The organism is Actinosynnema mirum DSM 43827 (assembly GCF_000023245.1).
Lineage (GTDB): Bacteria > Actinomycetota > Actinomycetes > Mycobacteriales > Pseudonocardiaceae > Actinosynnema > Actinosynnema mirum.
The window spans coordinates 6,479,136-6,497,532 of record NC_013093.1 but is presented as its reverse complement, the minus strand read 5'-3'; the positions used below and the strand labels follow the sequence as shown (position 1 = coordinate 6,497,532).

At 73.2% G+C, this 18,397-nt stretch carries 13 protein-coding genes and 1 pseudogene; 11 read left to right on the top strand and 3 right to left on the bottom strand.

All coding sequences use genetic code 11. The annotated features are described in order from the left end of the window. Positions 1-100: 100 nt before the first annotated feature. Both AMIR_RS27100 and AMIR_RS27095 read right to left on the bottom strand, forming a co-directional pair. On the bottom strand, positions 101-2,932 hold the full coding sequence (locus AMIR_RS27100; RefSeq protein WP_015804170.1) for a hypothetical protein: 2,832 nt from the start codon (positions 2,930-2,932) through the stop codon (positions 101-103). A gap of 13 nt (positions 2,933-2,945) precedes the next feature. After that, positions 2,946-4,703 (bottom strand): HSP90 family protein, encoded by a 1,758-nt coding sequence (locus AMIR_RS27095; protein ID WP_015804169.1) that lies wholly within the window; start codon positions 4,701-4,703, stop codon positions 2,946-2,948. A gap of 182 nt (positions 4,704-4,885) precedes the next feature. Here AMIR_RS27095 and pheS point away from each other — a divergent pair, with 182 nt between their 5' ends. The 6 genes from pheS to AMIR_RS27065 all read left to right on the top strand — a co-directional run bounded on the left by pheS (position 4,886) and on the right by AMIR_RS27065 (position 11,527). After that, positions 4,886-5,953, top strand: coding sequence for a phenylalanine--tRNA ligase subunit alpha (gene pheS, locus AMIR_RS27090; RefSeq protein WP_015804168.1), 1,068 nt, complete (start codon positions 4,886-4,888; stop codon positions 5,951-5,953). 3 nt (positions 5,954-5,956) lie between these two features. Then, positions 5,957-8,434, top strand: coding sequence for a phenylalanine--tRNA ligase subunit beta (pheT, locus tag AMIR_RS27085; protein WP_015804167.1), 2,478 nt, complete (start codon positions 5,957-5,959; stop codon positions 8,432-8,434). Between the two features lie 311 nt (positions 8,435-8,745). After that, complete coding sequence (locus AMIR_RS27080; RefSeq protein ID WP_015804166.1) at positions 8,746-9,243, top strand: hypothetical protein; 498 nt, start codon at positions 8,746-8,748, stop codon at positions 9,241-9,243. Between the two features lie 87 nt (positions 9,244-9,330). Continuing rightward, positions 9,331-10,746: a Si-specific NAD(P)(+) transhydrogenase gene (gene sthA, locus AMIR_RS27075; RefSeq protein WP_015804165.1), complete on the top strand. Its 1,416-nt coding sequence runs from the start codon at positions 9,331-9,333 to the stop codon at positions 10,744-10,746. A gap of 104 nt (positions 10,747-10,850) precedes the next feature. Beyond that, positions 10,851-11,294 carry a hypothetical protein gene (locus AMIR_RS27070; protein ID WP_015804164.1) on the top strand — a complete coding sequence of 148 codons (444 nt, stop codon included), beginning with the start codon at positions 10,851-10,853 and terminating at the stop codon, positions 11,292-11,294. Then, positions 11,288-11,527, top strand: coding sequence for a helix-turn-helix transcriptional regulator (locus AMIR_RS27065; RefSeq protein WP_015804163.1), 240 nt, complete (start codon positions 11,288-11,290; stop codon positions 11,525-11,527). Before AMIR_RS27070 ends, AMIR_RS27065 begins: the two co-directional genes overlap by 7 nt. A 769-nt stretch (positions 11,528-12,296) precedes the next feature. Here the strand turns inward: AMIR_RS27065 and AMIR_RS37810 are convergent. Then, positions 12,297-12,958, bottom strand: a pseudogene (locus AMIR_RS37810) (transposase); the annotation flags it as partial. Between the two features lie 180 nt (positions 12,959-13,138). Between AMIR_RS37810 and AMIR_RS27055 the strand changes: the two are divergent. Genes AMIR_RS27055 through AMIR_RS27035 form a run of 5 tightly spaced genes read left to right on the top strand, consistent with a single transcriptional unit; the run spans position 13,139 to position 18,395 of the window. Then, positions 13,139-14,086, top strand: coding sequence for an NAD(P)-dependent alcohol dehydrogenase (locus AMIR_RS27055; RefSeq protein ID WP_015804161.1), 948 nt, complete (start codon positions 13,139-13,141; stop codon positions 14,084-14,086). A 58-nt stretch (positions 14,087-14,144) separates the two neighbouring features. Beyond that, a complete protein-coding gene (argC, locus tag AMIR_RS27050; protein ID WP_015804160.1) occupies positions 14,145-15,167 on the top strand; it encodes an N-acetyl-gamma-glutamyl-phosphate reductase in 1,023 nt (340 codons plus the stop codon). Continuing rightward, on the top strand, positions 15,164-16,336 hold the full coding sequence (gene argJ, locus AMIR_RS27045) for a bifunctional glutamate N-acetyltransferase/amino-acid acetyltransferase ArgJ (RefSeq protein ID WP_015804159.1): 1,173 nt from the start codon (positions 15,164-15,166) through the stop codon (positions 16,334-16,336). Before argC ends, argJ begins: the two co-directional genes overlap by 4 nt. Further along, a complete protein-coding gene (gene argB, locus AMIR_RS27040; RefSeq protein WP_015804158.1) occupies positions 16,333-17,235 on the top strand; it encodes an acetylglutamate kinase in 903 nt (300 codons plus the stop codon). Before argJ ends, argB begins: the two co-directional genes overlap by 4 nt. Then, entirely contained in the window at positions 17,232-18,395 is a 1,164-nt protein-coding gene (locus tag AMIR_RS27035) for an acetylornithine transaminase (protein WP_015804157.1), read from the top strand. The genes argB and AMIR_RS27035 overlap by 4 nt, the downstream gene beginning before the upstream one ends. Positions 18,396-18,397: the final 2 nt, after the last annotated feature.

The window sequence follows — 18,397 nt, the reverse complement described above, 5'->3', positions numbered from 1 at the left end:
AGAACGCTTCAGCCGACTTCAGGTCCCCCTCAGCCCGACTGCGGCACGGTGCCGTCAGCGCGCCTCCCGCTTCGTGGGGTAGCGGGAGGCGCGCCACCGGTCACTCGTCGTTCAGCCTGGCGTTCAACGACCGCAGCAGCGCGTCGCCGACGACCTGCTTGTCCTGCGCGCGCAGCGCCTCCTCCAGCGCCCCCGCCAGGTCGCCGATGATCGGCGGCGGCGTCCGGTCGGTCACCAGGGCGCCCGCGCGCCTCGCCTCGGCCTCGGCGTTCTCCGGGTCCTCGGCCGCCAGCAGGAACCGCGCGCCCCTGGTGATCATGAACAGCCTGCGGTGCTCGTCGCCGGACTGGTCAGCCAGCTCCTCGGCGACGCCGTTGTGCTCCAGCGCCTTCGCCCAGTCCTCCTCCTGCGCGTGCAGGAACCCGCGGATGGCGGCGATCCTGGTGCGCAGCATGAGCACCTGCTCCTCGTCGTCCACGTGCTCCAGCAGCCCCTCGGCGTGCGAGACCGCGTGGAACGACTCGGCCACGTCGTCGTTCGGCCGGGTGCTCGCCGCCTCCATCCAGGACGCCGCCGCCTCGTAGGCGTCGCCGATCTCGGTCCACAGCCGCGCCGCGCCCTCGTACGCCTCGGCGCCCTCGACCTCCTGACCGGCCTGCGACCGCGCCGCGCCGAGCGCGTCCAGCGTCACGGCCCGCTGCAGCAGCTCCTCCTCGGGGGCCGCCGCGAGCGCGGCCTCCAGGTGCCGCAGCGCCGCGTCGGTCTCGCCGAGCTGCGTGCACACCTTGCCGAGCCGGAACAGCACCGGCACCGAGTCGGACGGCGGCAGGTCGCCCGCCTCCAGGATCCGCAACGCCTCCTCCAGCGCCTCGGCCGCCTCGATCGGCCGCCGCACGTTCAGGTAACCGCCCGCGAGCGCGAAGCACGCCCACACGACCTCCTGCTCGCTGCCCAGCTCGCGGGTCACCGCGACGGCCTCGCGCAGCGCGCCCATCCGGTCCGCGTACCGGCCCAGGTGCTCCACCAGCGAGACCCGCCGCTGGTGCGCCTCGACCGTCCACGGCCCGCGCACCGACCCCGACGCGGCGACCAGCGCGTCCGCCGCCTCCAGCGCCGCGTCACCGTCCTCGCGCAGCACGGCCAGGTGCCCGAGCAGCCGCAGCGCGTTGAACCGCACCGACGGCGGCGGGTCCTCGGCCAGCAGCGCCTCGGCGATCTCCCGCGCCTCCTCCAGGCGGTCCGCGCTGGCCAGGTGCTCGGCCCGCGCGCAGCGCACCCGCACCAGCAGGTCCGCGTCCGGCTCGGCCAGCTCGCGCGCCTGCTCGACCAGCTCCAGCGCCTCCGGCACCAGCCCGTCGTCCGAGCGCTCCACCAGCTCGGCCAGCACCAGCTTCGCCAGCACCAGCGTCCTGGGGGTCGCGGCCAGCGCGACGCACTCGCGCGCCTCGGCGACCGCCGCCTCCAGCCCGCCGGTCAGCTCGGACCAGCGGCCGGCGCCCCGGCTGCGGTAGCGCACCGCCAGGTCCGGTTCGCCCAGCTCCTCCAGCCGCGCCACGGCCGCCCGGAACGCCGCCAGCGCGGCCTCGTCGTCCAGGCCCGGCTTGGAGGCGAGCGCCCTGCGGGCCGCGACCCGCGCCGCCAGCACGTCGGGCAGCAGCGCGTCCAGGTCGGCGGGCAGCGAGCGCAGCAGCCGCATCCCGGTGAGGAAGTCGTTGCCGGAGAACGCCTTCAGCGCCCGCTCGGCCAGCTCCACCGGGTCGGACAGCACCTCCTCGTCCACAGCGGACTCGACCGGCGCGTCGATCTGCGCGTCCGCCGCCGTCGGCACCGCCAGCGGCACCGGCTCGGTGTCGGCCAGCGCCAGCGTCCTGCGGATCCGCGCGCTCACCGCGTCGCTGCCGTTGCGCTCGTCGAAGCGGGCCGCGATCTCCAGCGCCTGCGCCCGCAGGAACTCGCGCAGCTCGTCCGCGGACAGCACCTCGGTGCGCCCGTCGCGCGGCACCGCGAACTCCTCCGGCCGGTCCAGCCGGTCCAGCAGCAGCGCCGCGCCCGCCGAGAACCGCATGGCCTGCGCGGGGTTCGTGGACGAGTGCACCCGGTGCAGGTGCCGCTTGAGCAGCTCGACGCCGCGCTCCACGTTGCCCGAGGTCGCGCAGAACACCAGGTGGTCGTCCAGGTACCCGGTCACCAGGTCGTCGCGGATCGCGCGGTGCGCCACCACGTGCGCCTCGCGGGCCCGCTCCAGGTCGCCCACCTCGACGAACGCGGGCGTCAGCGTGGTCAGGATGCCCTGCGGCTGGCCCGCGCAGCCGGTGTCCTCGGCCAGCTGGTGCTCGGCGTGCGCGATCGCCTCGGCGGGCCTGCCCTGCCAGATCAGGTGCCTGGCCTGCTCCTCGACCACGCACGCCTCGCAGTCGCTGAGCGGGCCGCGCTCGGCCGCCAGGTAGCGGGCGAAGTGCTCCCGGTAACCGGCCTCGTCACCGACGTGGTCGGCCAGCTCGGTGCGCGCCCCGTGCACCGGCTGCGCCGAGAAGCCGTGCTGCCGGTAGCGGGTCGCCAGCTGCTCCAGCACCGAGCCGATCTGCTCCAGGCTGAACCGGGGGTCGGCGAGCAGACCGGTGACGATCCACTTGTGCGCCCAGTCGTAGTTGTGCGTCTCCCACTCGTCGAACGCCGTGGGGTCGCGCCGCTCGGCCGCGCCGCACCAGGCGAACGGGGCCAGCATCAGGTCGTAGCGGTTCAGGTCGTGCGCCGAGCGCAGCAGCGCGATCCGGCAGCTCACCGCCAGCGGCAGGTGGTCGCAGGCGTCCGCCGCCCGCGCCGCCCGCTCCAGCGCCTCGTGCCTGGCCATGCCCTCCGGCAGGTGGTAGGCCTGCGCGAACTGCTGCTCGGCGGCCTGCTTGATCTCGTCCCGGCCGGGTTCTTCGGTCATCGGGGCTGCCCCTTCATCGGTTGTCCACGGCCCGGTCGAGCAGGTCCAGGAACGAGCGGTTGAGCGCGGCGGTGTCCTTCGGGCGCATGGGGCGTCGGGACTGGAGCAGCGCGTGCACGTACAGCGACTCCACGGTCAGCTCCACGAGCGCCGGGTCGGTCAGCTCCGCGAGCCTGCGCACCAGCGGGCTGCGGCAGTTGAGCACCAGCCGCTGCGCCGCGCCCGGCGCGGACTCGGCCAGGCTGCCCAGCAGCTGCGCCCACAGCGGGTCGTCGGCCTCCTCGCCCGCCTGCTCCACGTCGCGCCTGCGCTCGCCCTCGGCGTTGGTCACCAGCAGCGCGGGCAGCGAGGCCGGGTCGAAGTCGCGCGGGACGACCTCGCAGTCGTGCCGCTCCAGCACCCCCGCCGCGTCCCCCAGCCGCGCCCGCAGCGCCCGCTCCACCTCCGGCTCGGGGTCGCCGAGCGCGGCCAGCACCTCGCTGGGCGCCACCCGCCGCGCCGCACCCGGACCGTCCAGCGCGACCAGGCGCTCCAGGACCTCCAGGTCGTAGGCGTAACCGGCGTTCAGCAGACCCATGCCCTGGGCGTGCGCGACCGGCGCGAGCTGGCGGAACTCGTCCACGTCCGGCAGGTACAGCACCGAGCCGTAGCGGCGGCGGAACTGCTTGAGCGACTGCGCGCCGTCCGTGGTCTCGAACGGCAGCCAGCGCTCCACCAGCCGCAGCATCTCCTCGTCCACCCTGGCCAGCGACTTGATGCCCAGGTGGTGCGCCTCCATCAGCGCCGAGGTGCGGCCGGGGTCGGTGGCGTCCAGGCGCACCAGCCAGTCCCGCACCTGGCGGCCCAGCTCCTCCTGCACGATCAGCAGCGTCTCGTCCTGGTACAGCGACTCGCGGCTGGCCGTGGGCCGCAGCGAGGAGGTGTCCACGACGCAGCGCACGAAGTACGCCCAGTCGGGCAGCAGGCCCTCGATGGCCTCGCCGACCAGCATCCGCTTCAGGTACACCCGGTGCGACTGGCGGGCTCCGGGGTGCACGCCCGCGGGCAGCACGTACGCCACGCCGGTCAGGCCGACGGCGGGCACCTCGACCGGGATCGCCGCGAACGGCTCCAGGCCCAGCACGCGCGCCCCGTACCCCATCGGGTCGGTCAGCCACGGCAGCTCGTCGGTCGTGAGAACCTCGTCACCCACCCGGACGGTGACCGGCAGCAGCTCGCCGTACTCGGCGACCAGCGCGCGCACCACGTCGCGGCCGAGCCAGTGGTCGCTGTCGCGGCTCGGCACCAACTCGATCGTGGTGCCGACCTCGGCGCGCGCCGAGTCGTCCACCTCGACCTCGTAGTTGCCCGCCGCGTCGGCCGACCAGCGGACCGCGGGCCCGCCCTTCGCGGAGCGGCTGACCAGCCGCACCCGCTCGGCGACGAGGAACGCCGACAGCAGGCCCACGCCGAACTGGCCGAGGAAGCCCTGGCGGGCGAACCCCAGCTCGTCCCGCTTGGACGTGCGGCCCAGCGTCGAGAGCAGGTCGTGCACCTCGCTCTCGGTCAGGCCTATGCCCGTGTCGGAGATGCGCAGGGTGCCGTCGGCGCTGGAATCGGCAGGCTCGATGACCACCTCGCCCGGCGCGTCCGGCTGGAGCGCGCGGCGGGCGGTGATGGCGTCCACCGCGTTCTGCAGCAGCTCGCGGGCGTACACGCGAGGGCTGCTGTACAGGTGGTGGCTGAGCAGGTCGATGATCCCGCGCAGGTCGACACCGAAGGTGTGTGCCATAAGAGTGCGGTCCACCTCAGGTCTTGATCGCTTTCAGACGCCCGAATTCTAGGTGCGCCGGGGCCGCGGTCGCTCTTATTTTGGACCGGTCACCTAGGATCGGTCCGCCGCACCGCGCAGGCGCAACGCACCGCGCGTGGCGGCCATCACCTCATGTCCGCGACGGGAGCTGTACACCAACCATGTCCGGAGCCAACGACCCGTACGACCCCAAGCAGGTCGCGGCGCTGTCCGCCGAGGCGCTCGACGCCGCGGTCGAGCGGGCCCAGGAGGCGTTCGCCCAGGCGGGCGACCTCGACGCGCTCGCCGCCGCCAAGCCCGCCCACCTCGGAGACCGCTCCGCCGTCCTGCAGGCCCGCCGCGAGATCGGCGCGCTGCCCCCGGCCGCGAAGTCCGAGGCGGGCAAGCGCGTCAACGTCGCCAAGCAGGCGATCGACGCGGCCTTCGAGGCGCGCCGAGCCGTCCTGCAGGTCGAGCGGGACGAGCGGGTGCTGCGGGAGGAGTCCGTCGACGTCACCCTCCCGTGGGACCGGGTGCCGCGCGGGGCCCGCCACCCCATCACGACCCTCGCCGAGCGCGTCGGCGACATCTTCGTGGCCATGGGCTACGAGATCGCCGAGGGGCCCGAGCTCGAGGCGGAGTGGTTCAACTTCGACGCGCTCAACTTCGGCAAGGACCACCCCGCGCGGTCCATGCAGGACACCTTCTACGTCGGGCCCGCCGACTCGGGCCTGGTGCTGCGCACGCACACCAGCCCCGTGCAGGCGCGCACGCTGCTCGACCGCGAGCTCCCGGTGTACGTGGTGTGCCCCGGCCGCACCTTCCGCACCGACGAGCTGGACGCCACCCACACCCCGGTGTTCCACCAGGTGGAGGGGCTCGCCGTGGACAAGGGCCTGACCATGGCCCACCTCAAGGGCACCCTCGACGCGTTCGCGCGCGCCGTCTTCGGCGACCAGTCGCGCACCCGGCTGCGCCCCAGCTTCTTCCCCTTCACCGAGCCGTCCGCCGAGGTGGACGTGTGGTTCCCGGAGAAGAAGGGCGGCGCGGGCTGGGTCGAGTGGGGCGGCTGCGGCATGGTCAACCCGAACGTGCTGCGCAACTGCGGCGTCGACCCCGAGGTCTACTCCGGATTCGCCTTCGGCATGGGCCTGGAGCGCACGCTCCAGTTCCGCAACGGCATCCCCGACATGCGGGACATGGTCGAGGGCGACGTCCGCTTCACCCAGCCATTCGGAACGGAGGCCTGACCGGTGCGCATCCCGGTTACCTGGCTGGTCGAGCACCTCGAGTTCGACCAGACCCCCACGCCGGACCAGCTCGCCGAGGCGTTCACGCGAGTGGGCATCGAGGTCGAGGAGACCACCGGGCTCGGCCCGGTCACCGGACCGCTCGTCGCGGGCCGCGTGGTCGAGATCGAGGAGCTGACCGAGTTCAAGAAGCCGATCCGGTTCTGCCGGGTCGAGGTCGGCCCCGACCAGGTCAACGGCATCGTGTGCGGCGCGCGCAACTTCGTCGAGGGCGACACCGTCGTGGTGGCGCTGCCCGGCGCGGTGCTGCCCGGCGACTTCCGCATCGCCGCCCGCAAGACCTACGGCCGCACCAGCGAGGGCATGATCTGCTCCGCCCGCGAGCTGGGCCTGGGCGACGAGCACGCGGGCATCCTCGTGCTGCCCAGCGGCACCGCCCAGCCGGGTGACGACGCGCACGAGCTGCTCGGCCTGGGCGACACCGTCATCGAGGTCGCGCCCACCCCGGACCGGGGCTACGCGTTCTCGGTGCGCGGCCTGGCCCGCGAGCTCGCCTGCGCGTTCGAGGCCCCGTTCGGCGACCCCGGCCTGGCCGAGGTGCCCGAGGCCGAGGGCGACGTGTGGTCGGTGCGGGTCGACGACGCCACCGCGTGCTCGCGCTTCGCGGCCCGCCGCGTCACCGGGGTGGACCCGACCGCGCCCACCCCGTGGTGGATGCGCCGCAGGCTCATGCTGGCGGGCATCCGCTCCATCTCGCTGCCGGTCGACGTCACCAACTACGTGATGCTCGAGCTCGGCCAGCCGCTGCACGCCTTCGACGCGTCCGCCGTCAAGGGCGGGCTCGTGGTGCGCCGCGCGGCGGCGGGGGAGAAGCTGACCACGCTCGACGACGCCGTGCGGGCGCTCGACCCCGACGACATCGTCATCGCCGACGACAGCGGAGTGCTGTCGCTGGCGGGCGTCATGGGCGGCGCGAGCACCGAGGTGCGCGACAGCAGCTCCGACATCCTGCTCGAAGCGGCCGTGTGGGACCCCAAGTCCATCGCCCGCACCGTGCGCCGCCACAAGCTGCCCAGCGAGGCGGCCAAGCGGTACGAGCGGACCGTCGACCCGGCGCTGGCCCCGGTGGCGCTGGAGCGCGCCGCGCGGCTGCTGCACCTGTTCGGCGAGGGCTCCATCCAGCCCGGCCGCACGGACGTCGGCACGCCGGAGCTGCCCGCCGCCGTGTCCATGCCGATCGACCTGCCCGACCGGGTCGCGGGCGTGCCCTACGCGCGCGGCGTCACGGCCCGCAGGCTCGGCCAGATCGGCTGCCGCGTCGAGGTCAGCACGGACGACGCGGGCCACACCGTGGTCACCGCCGTGCCGCCGACCTGGCGCGCCGACCTGATCCAGCCCGCCGACCTGGTGGAGGAGGTGCTCCGGCTGGAGGGCTACGACAGCATCCCGTCGGTGCTGCCGCCCGTCCCGGCCGGTCGGGGCCTGACCGAGCAGCAGCGCCGCCGCCGCTCGGTCTCCCGCGCGCTGGCCGAGCACGGCCTGGTCGAGGTCAAGCCGTTCCCGTTCCTCTCGCCCGCCGTGTTCGACGCGCTCGGGCTGGCCGAGGACGACGTGCGGCGCACCACGACCACGGTGCTCAACCCGCTGGAGTCGGACAAGAACGCGCTGGCCACCACCCTGGTGCCGGGCCTGCTGGACGCGCTGCAGCGCAACCTGGCGCGCGGCCAGAAGGACGTGGCGCTGTACGCGGTGGCCCAGGTGACGCTGCCTCGCGCGCAGCAGGGCGCCATGCCCGAGGTCGGGGTGGGCGAGCGGCCCGCCGACGAGCAGGTCGCGGCGCTGCGGGCGGCGCTGCCGCAGCAGCCGGTGCACGTGGCCGCGGTGCTGTGCGGCAACCGCGAGCTGCCCGGCTGGTGGGGCGCCGGTCGCCGGGCCGACTGGGCGGACGCGGTCGAGGTGGCGCGGCTGGTCGGGCAGGCCTACGGCGTGCGGATCAGCGCGGTGGCCTCGGACCTGGCGCCGTGGCACCCCGGCCGGTGCGCCGAGCTGCGCGTGGGCGACTTCCCGGTCGGCCACGCGGGCGAGCTGCACCCGAAGGTCGTGGAGGCGCTGGGGCTGCCCAAGCGCACCGTGGCCGTCGAGCTGGACCTGGACGCGCTGCCGCTGGCCGAGCACCGGCCCGCGCCGGTCGTCTCGCCCTACCCGCCGGTGCTGCTCGACGTGGCCGTCGTGGTCGACGCCGACGTGCCCGCCGCGCGGGTCGCCGAGGCGCTGGACGCGGGGGGCGGCGAGCTGCTGGAGGACATCCGGCTGTTCGACGACTACCGGGGCGAGCGGGTCGGCGAGGGCAAGCGCTCGCTGGCGTACGCGCTCCGGTTCCGGGCGACCGACCGCACGCTGACCGTGGAGGAGGCGACGGCGGCGCGTGACGCGGCCGTGGCCGCTGCGGCCGAGAGCGTGGGCGCGGTGCTCCGGGCGTGAGCCCAAGAACCCCGGACCCGCAACTCTGCGGGTCCGGGGTTCACCTTTTAGGGTGAATCCTTTGGGTGGCTCGATAGCGAGAACGCCCAGTTCAGAGCAGTGGGAACGGGTTCATAAGGGGGTGGAAAACCCTGCTTTTCAGGGACCCCCCGTGCTTGCGCGGCAGTTGAACGTTCTCCAAGATTGGCCTCGCCGGTCCACCGGGGCCGAAGGCGAAGCGATGAACCACCGGGCGTGTCTGGTCGCCGGTCCGATGGGGAGCTAGCGGCGAACCCACCGCCTGGGCAACAGTCCTACCGTGGAGTTGCACCATGCGAAACCTCGGTCCGCGGGGGGAAGTCGCGGTCGCGCTGAGCATCCTCGGCGCAGGCGCGGCCGTGGTCGTGTCCATGCACCTGACCTGGCCCGAGCCCGAGGTGCCGGTGGTGTCCTACTCGATCAGCGGCGGCGAGGCCGGGGTGGCCGACCTCAAGCCGTTCGAGATCGACGACGTGTCCGGGGCCTCGGTCGAGCTGACCCCCGGCGCGCAGGGCTCCCGCACCGTGCGGCTGTCCAACCCCAACGACGTCGACATCATGGTCATGTCGCTCCAGGCCGAGCCGGGCGACCCGGTGGACGAGGGGCGCAACCCGGTCGACGGGTGCGGGTCCGACGTGCTGACCGTGGACCCGATGGACCAGCCGGTCATCATCCCGCCGGAGGGGTCCGTGGACGTCGCGATGGTCGTGCGGATCGCGGGCGACATCCCGCCCGCCTGCCAGGACCTGGTGTTCCCGCTGACCTACTCCGGCCGCGCGACCAGGGGCTGAGCGGGTCGGCTGAAGGGTTCGTGAAGGGCGCGTCACGACTGCCCCGACCAGCCCGCCCGGACGGGTGATCTGTGTAACGCTGGCCCGATGAGCAGCGAGTACGACTACGACCTGGTCGTCATCGGGTCCGGCCCCGGCGGGCAGAAGGCGGCGATCGCGGGCGCGAAGCTCGGCAAGCGGGTCGCCATCGTGGACAAGGCCGACATGGTCGGCGGCGTGTGCGTCAACACCGGCACCATCCCTTCCAAGACCCTGCGCGAAGCGGTCATGTACCTGACCGGCATGAGCCAGCGCGAGCTGTACGGCGCCAGCTACCGGGTCAAGGAGGACATCACCATCTCCGACCTGCTCGCGCGCACCCAGCACGTCATCGGGCACGAGGTGCAGGTCGTGCGGGCGCAGCTGCACCGCAACCAGGTCGACCTGCTCACCGGCACCGGGTCGTTCACCGGCCCGCACAGCGTCGCCGTCGAGGGCGCGCACCGGGGCGAGCACCGGGTGATCAGCGGCGAGAAGATCGTGATCGCCACCGGGACCAGGCCCGCGCGCCCGTCCCAGGTGGACTTCGACGAGGCGCGGGTGCTCGACTCGGACGAGGTGCTTCAGCTCGACACCATCCCGTCCTCGCTGGTCGTGGTGGGCGCGGGCGTCATCGGCATCGAGTACGCCTCGATGTTCGCGGCGCTCGGCAGCCGGGTCACGGTCGTGGAGCAGCGGGAGCGGATGCTCGACTTCTGCGACTCGGAGATCGTCGAGTCGCTGAAGTTCCACCTGCGGGACCTGGCGGTGACCTTCCGGTTCGGCGAGAAGGTCGTGGACGTGTCGGTGTCCGAGCAGGGCACGGTCACCACGCTGGCCAGCGGCAAGCGCATCGCGGCCGAGGCCGTCATGTACTCGGCGGGGCGCCAGGGGTGCACCGAGTCGCTGAACCTGGAGGCCGCGGGCCTGGAGGCCGACCACCGGGGGCGGCTGTCGGTGGACGGGAGCTACCGGACGTCGGTCGAGCACATCTACGCCGTCGGCGACGTCATCGGCTTCCCGGCGCTGGCCGCGACCTCGATGGACCAGGGCAGGCTGGCGGCGTACCACGCGTTCGGGGAGACGGCTAACGAGCTGTCCGGGCTCCAGCCGATCGGGATCTACACCATCCCGGAGATCTCCTACTGCGGCGCGACCGAGGCGGAGCTGACCTCGTCGTCGGTGCCGTACGAGGTGGGGCTGGCCCGCTACCGGGAGCTGGCGCGCGGGCAGATCGTGGGCGACGCGTACGGGATGCTCAAGCTGCTGGTGTCCACCGAGGACCGCAAGCTGCTGGGCGTGCACCTGTTCGGGACCGGCGCGACCGACCTGGTCCACATCGGGCAGGCGGTCATGGCGTGCGGCGGGACGGTGGACTACCTGGTCGACACGGTCTTCAACTACCCGACGCTGTCGGAGGCGTACAAGGTCGCCGCGCTGGACGCGACCAACAAGATCCGGGCGCTGGGCCGCTTCGGCGGGTGATCTCTTCCTGGTGAGGCCGGACGCCGTGTGAAGGATGTTTGACACGGTGTCCGGTCTTCTTTACATTGGTCGATGTCGGGTTTGCTTGACATCGGGGGTGGGAGATGCGGGTCGGGGAGATGTCGTTCCACGAGAAGCGCACCTGGATAGCGGCGCTGTCCGCGCTGGTGGGGTACGCCGCGTACGCGGTGGTCGTGCTGGGGCGCGCGGGCGGCGGGCCGCTGTCGGGCGTGGCCTACGAGTGGCCGCTGGTGTGGTCCACGGTGCTGTCCGTGGTGGTCACGGTCGCCCTCGTCGTCGTGGTCTCCGCGCTCGCGCCGAAGGAGGCGGGCGAGGAGGACGAGCGGGACCGGGACATCAACCGGTTCGGCGAGCACGTCGGGCAGGCCTTCGTCGTGCTCGGCGCGGTGGCGGCCCTCGCGCTCGCCCTGCTGGACGCCGACGGCTTCTGGATTGCCAACGCGGTCTACCTGGCGTTCGTGCTCTCGGCCGTGGTCGGCGCCGCGGCGAAGATCGTCGCCTACCGCAGGGGGGTCCACGGGTGGTGAAGCCCACGAGGGTCACCAACTCCATCCGCTCGCTGCGCTTCGCGCGCGACGGGATGACCCAGGCCGAGCTGGCCGAGCGGGTCGGGGTCACGAGGCAGACCGTGATCGCCATCGAGCAGGGGCGCTACTCGCCCTCGCTGGAGATGGCGTTCCGGATCGCGCGGGTGTTCAAGGTGCCGCTGGACGACGTCTTCCACTACCCGGAGGGGGACGTGGGGGAGGGGGAGACGTGAGCTGCCTCTGGCGGTTGTCAGGTGTTGTGGTGCTGCCACCGTCGTCCGGCGGGGTGCTGTCCGACGGCCGCTTGCTGTCTGGTCGCCTGCTGGCTGGTCGCTCCGGCTGGTCGCTCCGGTCAACGTCCACGACGAACGCACGGCCAGGTCCCTGCGGCGGCGGGACCAAGGCGGGTCAGGACCGCAGCGGGACGGGGCGGGGCGCTGCTTCTGGCTCCTCCGGGCTGACACTGGTCACCACGGCGGCCTCGGCCTCGGCGCCGATCGCGGAGTCGCCTGGCCGACCTGAGTCCTCGGCCTCCAGGCCGCCCGGACTTGGGCACTGGGCCCTCGAACCTGGGCCCTCGAACCTGGGCCTCGAACCTGGGCCCTCGACCAGCCGTTCGAAGCATGTCCTGTGTGGATCGTCGCTGGTAGAGATTCCGTGGGGCAGGGCTGCGACCGGTTGTTTCGGGTCGATTTCCAATTTCCGATTCCCGGTCCCCGACGGCTTCCGACACCTGACGAGTCGTGTGGATCGCCGAGCCGCGCAGGCCCGTTCTCCTGCGTCTTCATCGCCGGCATGGCGGTGGGATCGCGCTGCTGCCGGACCCCTGGTCCCGGCGGCTCCGACAGGGTTCGCGCCGCGCGTCGTCTGCAGCGGCACAGGGGCGCGTTCGGGCCTGTTGGGTCGCCATCGTGGGTCGGGTGGTGCGCACCTGTGCCCGCCTGACCGAGTGCTGGCGCCTGGTCGATTACTGCCGCCTGGGGCATGTTCTGCGGATCTTCGCCTGAGGTGCAGGACGATGCTGGCGAGAACGATCTCGGCACGGTGGTAGGCGGCTCGTTTCGCGAAGCGGGTTGCCAGGCCGCGGAACTGCTTGAGCCGGTTGAAGCAGCGTTCGACCACGTTGCGCAGGTTGTAGAGGTCGGGGTCGAAGGTCGGTGGCCTGCCACCGGCCGAGCCGTTGGCGCTGCGGCGGTCGATCCGGTCGACGTGCTCGGGAAGGGTGGCCTTGATGCGCCGCTGTCGTAACGCCGCGCGAGTGCTCGGGTGGGCGTGGGCCTTGTCGGCGATCGCTCGCTCGACGCGGACCCGCTGCCCGTCCGCGTCCACGTCGATGTCGATGTCGATGTCGTGGATGTTGTCGAGCAGCGGTAGCCGTTGTGGGTTGTCGCCGGCCTGGCCGGGGGTGAGGATCACCGCCAACGGCAGACCCGCGCTGTCGACGGCCGGGTGGAGCTTGGTCGTCAGCGTGCCGGTGCGCCCGGACGCTCGTGCGCGGTCTTCCACGGCCCTTGCCGTTCCGGCAGGTCACGCCACGGGGCGCCGGTGCGTTCCTTCCGCAGGATCGCGTCGATGACCTGCCGGTGGCTGCGCCACAGGCCACCCTGCTGCCCGCTCTGCGCGGGCAGCGGTGGCGAAATCCTCGCCCAGGCCTTGTCCGTCAGCTCGCCACGTCCGGCTACGCACCGTCATCGGCACACGATCATGAGAAAGATCAGCAGGACACGCCCTGGTCGGGGGCGTGAGCGGGGTCGTCTCAACCGCGCGGGGCCAGGGCTGTGGCGTTGATCTGCTTCACGAACTTGATCGCAACAACCACGTGGGTCATGAGCTGAGGGGGAGCGGTGAGAGCTGTTGTGCAGGACGCGTACGGCATCGCGGGGGTGCTGCGGGTCGAGGAGGTCCCCGAGCCGGAGCCGGGTGAGGGGGAGGTGCTGGTCCGGGTGCGCGCGGCGGGTGTTGACCAGGGCGTGCGGCACCTGGTGACCGGTGAGCCGGGGGTGGCGCGGCTGGCGATCGGGGTGCGGCGGCCGAGGAACCGGGTGCCGGGCGCGGACCTGGCCGGGGTGGTCGAGCGGGTCGGGGGTGGGGTGCGCGGGTTCGCGGTCGGTGACGAGGTGCTCGGGGTGGGGCGTGGCGCGTTCGCCGAGCTGGCGCGCGCGTCGGCGGACCGGATCGTGCGCAAGCCCGCGTCGCTGTCGTTCGCCGAGGCCGCCGCGCTGCCGATCTCGGGGGTGACCGCGCTGCAGGCCGTGCGCGGACGGGTGGGGGAGCGGGTGCTCGTGCTCGGCGCGTCCGGCGGGGTCGGGTCGTACGCGGTGCAGCTGGCCAAGGCGCTCGGGGCTCGGGTGACCGGGGTGTGCTCGGGCGGCAAGGCCGGGTTCGTGCGCTCGTTGGGGGCCGACGAGGTCGTCGACCACCGCGAGGCCGAGCCGACCGGGCGGTACGACCTGGTCGTGGACACCGGGGGCAGACGGCCGCTGCGCGCCCTGCGGCGACTGCTCACCCCGCGCGGCGCGCTCGTGATCGTCGGCGGCGAGGGCGGGGGCGCCTGGTTCGGCGGGCTCCAGCGGCAGCTCGGGGCGCTGCTGCTCACCCCGCTGGTCCGGCAGAGCCTGACCTGTCCCGTCTCGCTCGTCGGCGCCGAGGACCTCCACCAGCTCGTCGGCTTCGTGGAGCGCGGGCAGCTGCGCGTCCCGCTGGACCGCGCCTACCCGCTGGAGCGCGCCGAGGACGCGTTGCTGCGGCTTTCCGGGGGACGTGTACTGGGCAAGGTGGTGCTCACCGTGTGACAGTGGTGTGACCCGAACCCCTTTGAGTGACTTTGCACAGTCGTGCATACTTATCCGCATGACGGTTCGGATCGCGGTCGCGGGAGCCAGCGGGTACGCCGGGGGCGAGCTGCTCCGGCTGCTCCTCGCACATCCCGAGGTGGAGATCGGCGCGCTCACGGCGGGCGGCAACGCGGGTGCCCCGCTGCTGGCGCACCAGCCGCACCTGCTCCCGCTGGCCGACCGGGTCCTGGAGGAGACCACGCCCGAGGTCCTCGCGGGTCACGACGTGGTGTTCCTGGCGCTGCCGCACGGGCACTCCGCCGCGCTGGCCGCCCAGCTCGGGGACGACGTGCTCGTCGTGGACTGCGGAGCCGACCACCGGCTGACCGACGCCGCCGCCTGGCAGCGCTGGTACGGCGGCGAGCACGCGGGCAGCTGGCCCTACGGCCTGCCCGAGCTGCCCGGTCACCGCGAGGCGCTGCGCGGCGCGAAGCGGATCGCGGTCCCCGGCTGCTACCCGACGGTCTCCTCGCTCGCGCTGGCCCCCGCGATCGGCCTGGTCGAGCCCGAGGTCACCGTGGTCGCCGTCTCCGGCACGTCCGGTGCGGGCAAGGCGCCCAAGGCGAACCTGCTCGGGTCCGAGGTCATGGGCTCGCTGTCCGCCTACGGCGTCGGCGGCGCGCACCGGCACACCCCCGAGATCACCCAGAACCTCAGCGCCGTCGCGGGCCGCCCGGTGAAGGTCTCCTTCACCCCGGTGCTGGCCCCGCTGCCGCGCGGCATCCTCGCGACCTGCACCGCGACCCTCGCCGACGGCGTGGACGCCGCGCGGGTCAGGGCCGCGTACCAGGCCGCCTACGCGGACGAGCCGTTCGTCCACCTGCTGCCCGAGGGCCACTGGCCCACCACCGGCGCCGTGCTCGGCTCCAACGCCGTGCAGCTCCAGGTCACCACCGACCCCGACCTGAACCGACTGGTCGTCGTCGCCGCCATCGACAACCTCGCGAAGGGCACCGCGGGCGCCGCGGTGCAGTGCGCGAACCTCGCCCTCGGCCTGCCGGAGACCACCGGCCTGTCCACCATCGGAGTCGCACCATGATCCGCACCCAGGGCGTCACCGGCCCCCAGGGCTTCCGTGCCGCAGGTGTCGCCGCGGGCATCAAGGAGTCCGGCGCGCTCGACCTGGCGCTGGTCGTCAACGACGGCCCGAACGACGCCGCCGCCGCCGTGTTCACCACCAACCAGGTCAAGGCCGCCCCGGTCCTGTGGTCCCAGCAGGTGATCAAGGAGCGCAGGCTGACCGCCGTCGTCCTCAACTCCGGCGGCGCCAACGCCTGCACCGGCCCCGAGGGCTTCCAGGACACCCACGCCACCGCCGAGAAGGTCGGCGAGGCGCTGGCCACCGGCGCGGGCGAGGTCGCGGTCTGCTCCACCGGCCTCATCGGCGAGCGGCTGCCCATGGACAGGCTGCTGCCCGGCGTCGACGCCGCCGTCGCCGAGCTGGCGGGCACCGAGGCCGCCGGTCTCGCCGCCGCCACCGCCGTCATGACCACCGACAGCCACCCCAAGCAGTCCTGGACGCGGCACCCCGACGGCTGGTCCGTGGGCGGCTTCGTCAAGGGCGCGGGGATGCTCGCCCCGAACATGGCCACCATGCTGTCGGTCATCACCACCGACGCCGTCATCAGCGGCGACGCGCTCGACGCGGCCCTGCGGCACGCCGTGACCAGGACGTTCGACCGGCTCGACGTCGACGGCGGCACCTCCACCAACGACACGGTGATCGTGCTGTCCTCCGGCGCGTCCGGGATCGAGCCCGAGGCGGACGACTTCGCCGAGCTGCTCACCGCCGTCGCCGGCGACCTGGTCAAGCAGCTCCAGGGCGACGCCGAGGGCGCCACCAAGGAGATCAGCGTGACCGTCATGGGCGCGCGCACCGAGGCCGACGCGGTCACCGTGGGCAAGACCGTCGCCGAGGACAACCTGGTCAAGACCGCCCTGTTCGGCTCCGACCCCAACTGGGGCCGCGTCGCCATGGCCGTCGGCCGCTCCGCCGCCGAGGTCGACCCCGACCGGCTGGGCATCACCATCAACGGCGTCACCCTGTTCGCCGACGGGCACAAGGCCGCCGACCGCTCCGAGGCCGACCTGTCCGGCCGCGACATCTCCATCGTGGTCGAGCTGGGCCTCGGCGAGGGCTCGGCGACCGTGCTCACCACGGACCTGTCCCACGGCTACGTCGAAGAGAACAGCGCGTACTCGTCATGACCACACCCGCGCAGCGGCACGCCCTGGAGAAGGCGGGCGTCCTGATCGAGGCGCTGCCGTGGCTGCGGCGCTTCCAGGGCGCCACCGTCGTCGTCAAGTACGGCGGCAACGCCATGGTCGACGACGACCTCAAGCGCGCGTTCGCCCAGGACGTCGTCTTCCTCAAGCTCGCCGGACTTCACCCGGTCGTGGTGCACGGCGGCGGGCCCCAGATCGCCTCGATGCTCGGTAAAATGGGTATCGCCAGCGAGTTCAGGGGCGGTCTGCGCGTCACCACTCCCGAGGCCATGGACGTCGTGCGCATGGTCCTGGTCGGTCAGGTGCAGCGGGAGCTGGTGGGCCTGCTCAACGAGCACGGCCCCTACGCGGTGGGTCTGTCGGGCGAGGACGCGCACCTGCTCACCGCCGAGCGGCGCGGCACGGTCGTCGACGGCGAGCACGTCGACCTCGGCCTCGTCGGCGACATCGTCGCGGTCAACCCCGACGCGGTGCTCGACATCATCCGGGCCGGGCGCATCCCGGTCATCTCCACGGTGGCCCCGGACGCGGCGGGCGTCGTGCACAACGTCAACGCCGACACCGCCGCGGGCGCCGTCGCCGTGGGGCTGAAGGCCCGCAAGCTCGTCGTCCTCACCGACGTCGAGGGCCTCTACGCGGACTGGCCCGACCGCGACTCCCTGGTCGCGCGCATCGGAGCCGACCGGCTGGAGGCGCTGCTGCCCTCGTTGGACAGCGGCATGGTGCCCAAGATGGAGGCGTGCCTGCGCGCCGTGCGCGGCGGCGTGCCGCAGGCGCACGTGATCGACGGCAGGCTCGCCCACTCGCTGCTGCTGGAGGTCTTCACCTCCGAGGGCGTCGGGACGATGGTGACCGAACACGAGGAGGGGGACGACGAATGAGCGACCAGCAGCGCTGGCAGGCCGTGATGATGGACAACTACGGCACGCCCGCACTCGCGCTGGAGCGCGGCGAGGGCGCGTTCGTGTGGGACGTCGACGGCAACCGCTACCTCGACCTGGTCAGCGGCATCGCCGTCAACGCGCTCGGGCACGCCCACCCGGCCGTCGTCGCCGCCGTGACCGAGCAGATCGGCAAGCTCGGCCACACCTCGAACCTGTACATCAACCACCCCTCCCTGGCGCTGGCCGAGCGCCTGCTCGACCTGGCCGGGGTGGACGGCGACGGCCGCGTGCTGTTCTGCAACTCCGGCGCCGAGGCCAACGAGGCCGCCCTCAAGCTCAGCCGCCGCACCGGTCGCACCAAGGTCGTCGCCACCACCGGCGGCTTCCACGGCCGCACCATGGGCGCGCTCGCGCTGACCGGCCAGCCCGGCAAGCGCACCCCGTTCGAGCCGCTCGTGCCCGGCGTCGAGCACGTCCCGTTCGGCGACGTCGCCGCGCTGGAGGCGGCGATCGACGACAGCACCGCCGCGTTCTTCGTCGAGCCCGTCCAGGGCGAGAACGGCGTGGTCGTGCCCCCGGAGGGCTACCTCCAGGCGGCCCGCCGCATCACCGCCGAGCACGGCGCGCTGCTGGTCGTGGACGAGGTGCAGACCGGTGTCGGCCGCCTCGGCTCCTGGTTCGCCTTCCACCAGGCCGGGATCGTCCCCGACGTCGTCACCCTCGCCAAGGGCCTCGGCGGCGGCCTGCCGCTCGGCGCGTGCATCGCGATCGGCCCGGCCAAGGACCTGTTCCAGCCCGGCCAGCACGGCACCACCTTCGGCGGCAACCCGGTGTGCTGCGCCGCCGCGCTCGCCGTGCTCGACACCATCGCCGCGGACGGCCTGCTGGAGCACGCCTCCTCGGTCGGCAAGGAGATCGCCGCGGGCGTCGAGGCGCTGAACCACCCGCTCGTGGCCGGGGTGCGCGGCGCGGGCCTGCTGCTCGGCGTGCTGCTGCGCGAACCGGTGTCGGCCGCCGTCGCCGCCGCCGCCAAGCGGGCGGGCTACCTGGTCAACCCCGTCCAGCCCGACGTCATCCGGCTGGCGCCGCCGCTGGTGCTCGACGAGGTCGACGCCCACCGGCTGGTGGCCGACCTCCCGTCCTGTCTGGAGTCCTGAAC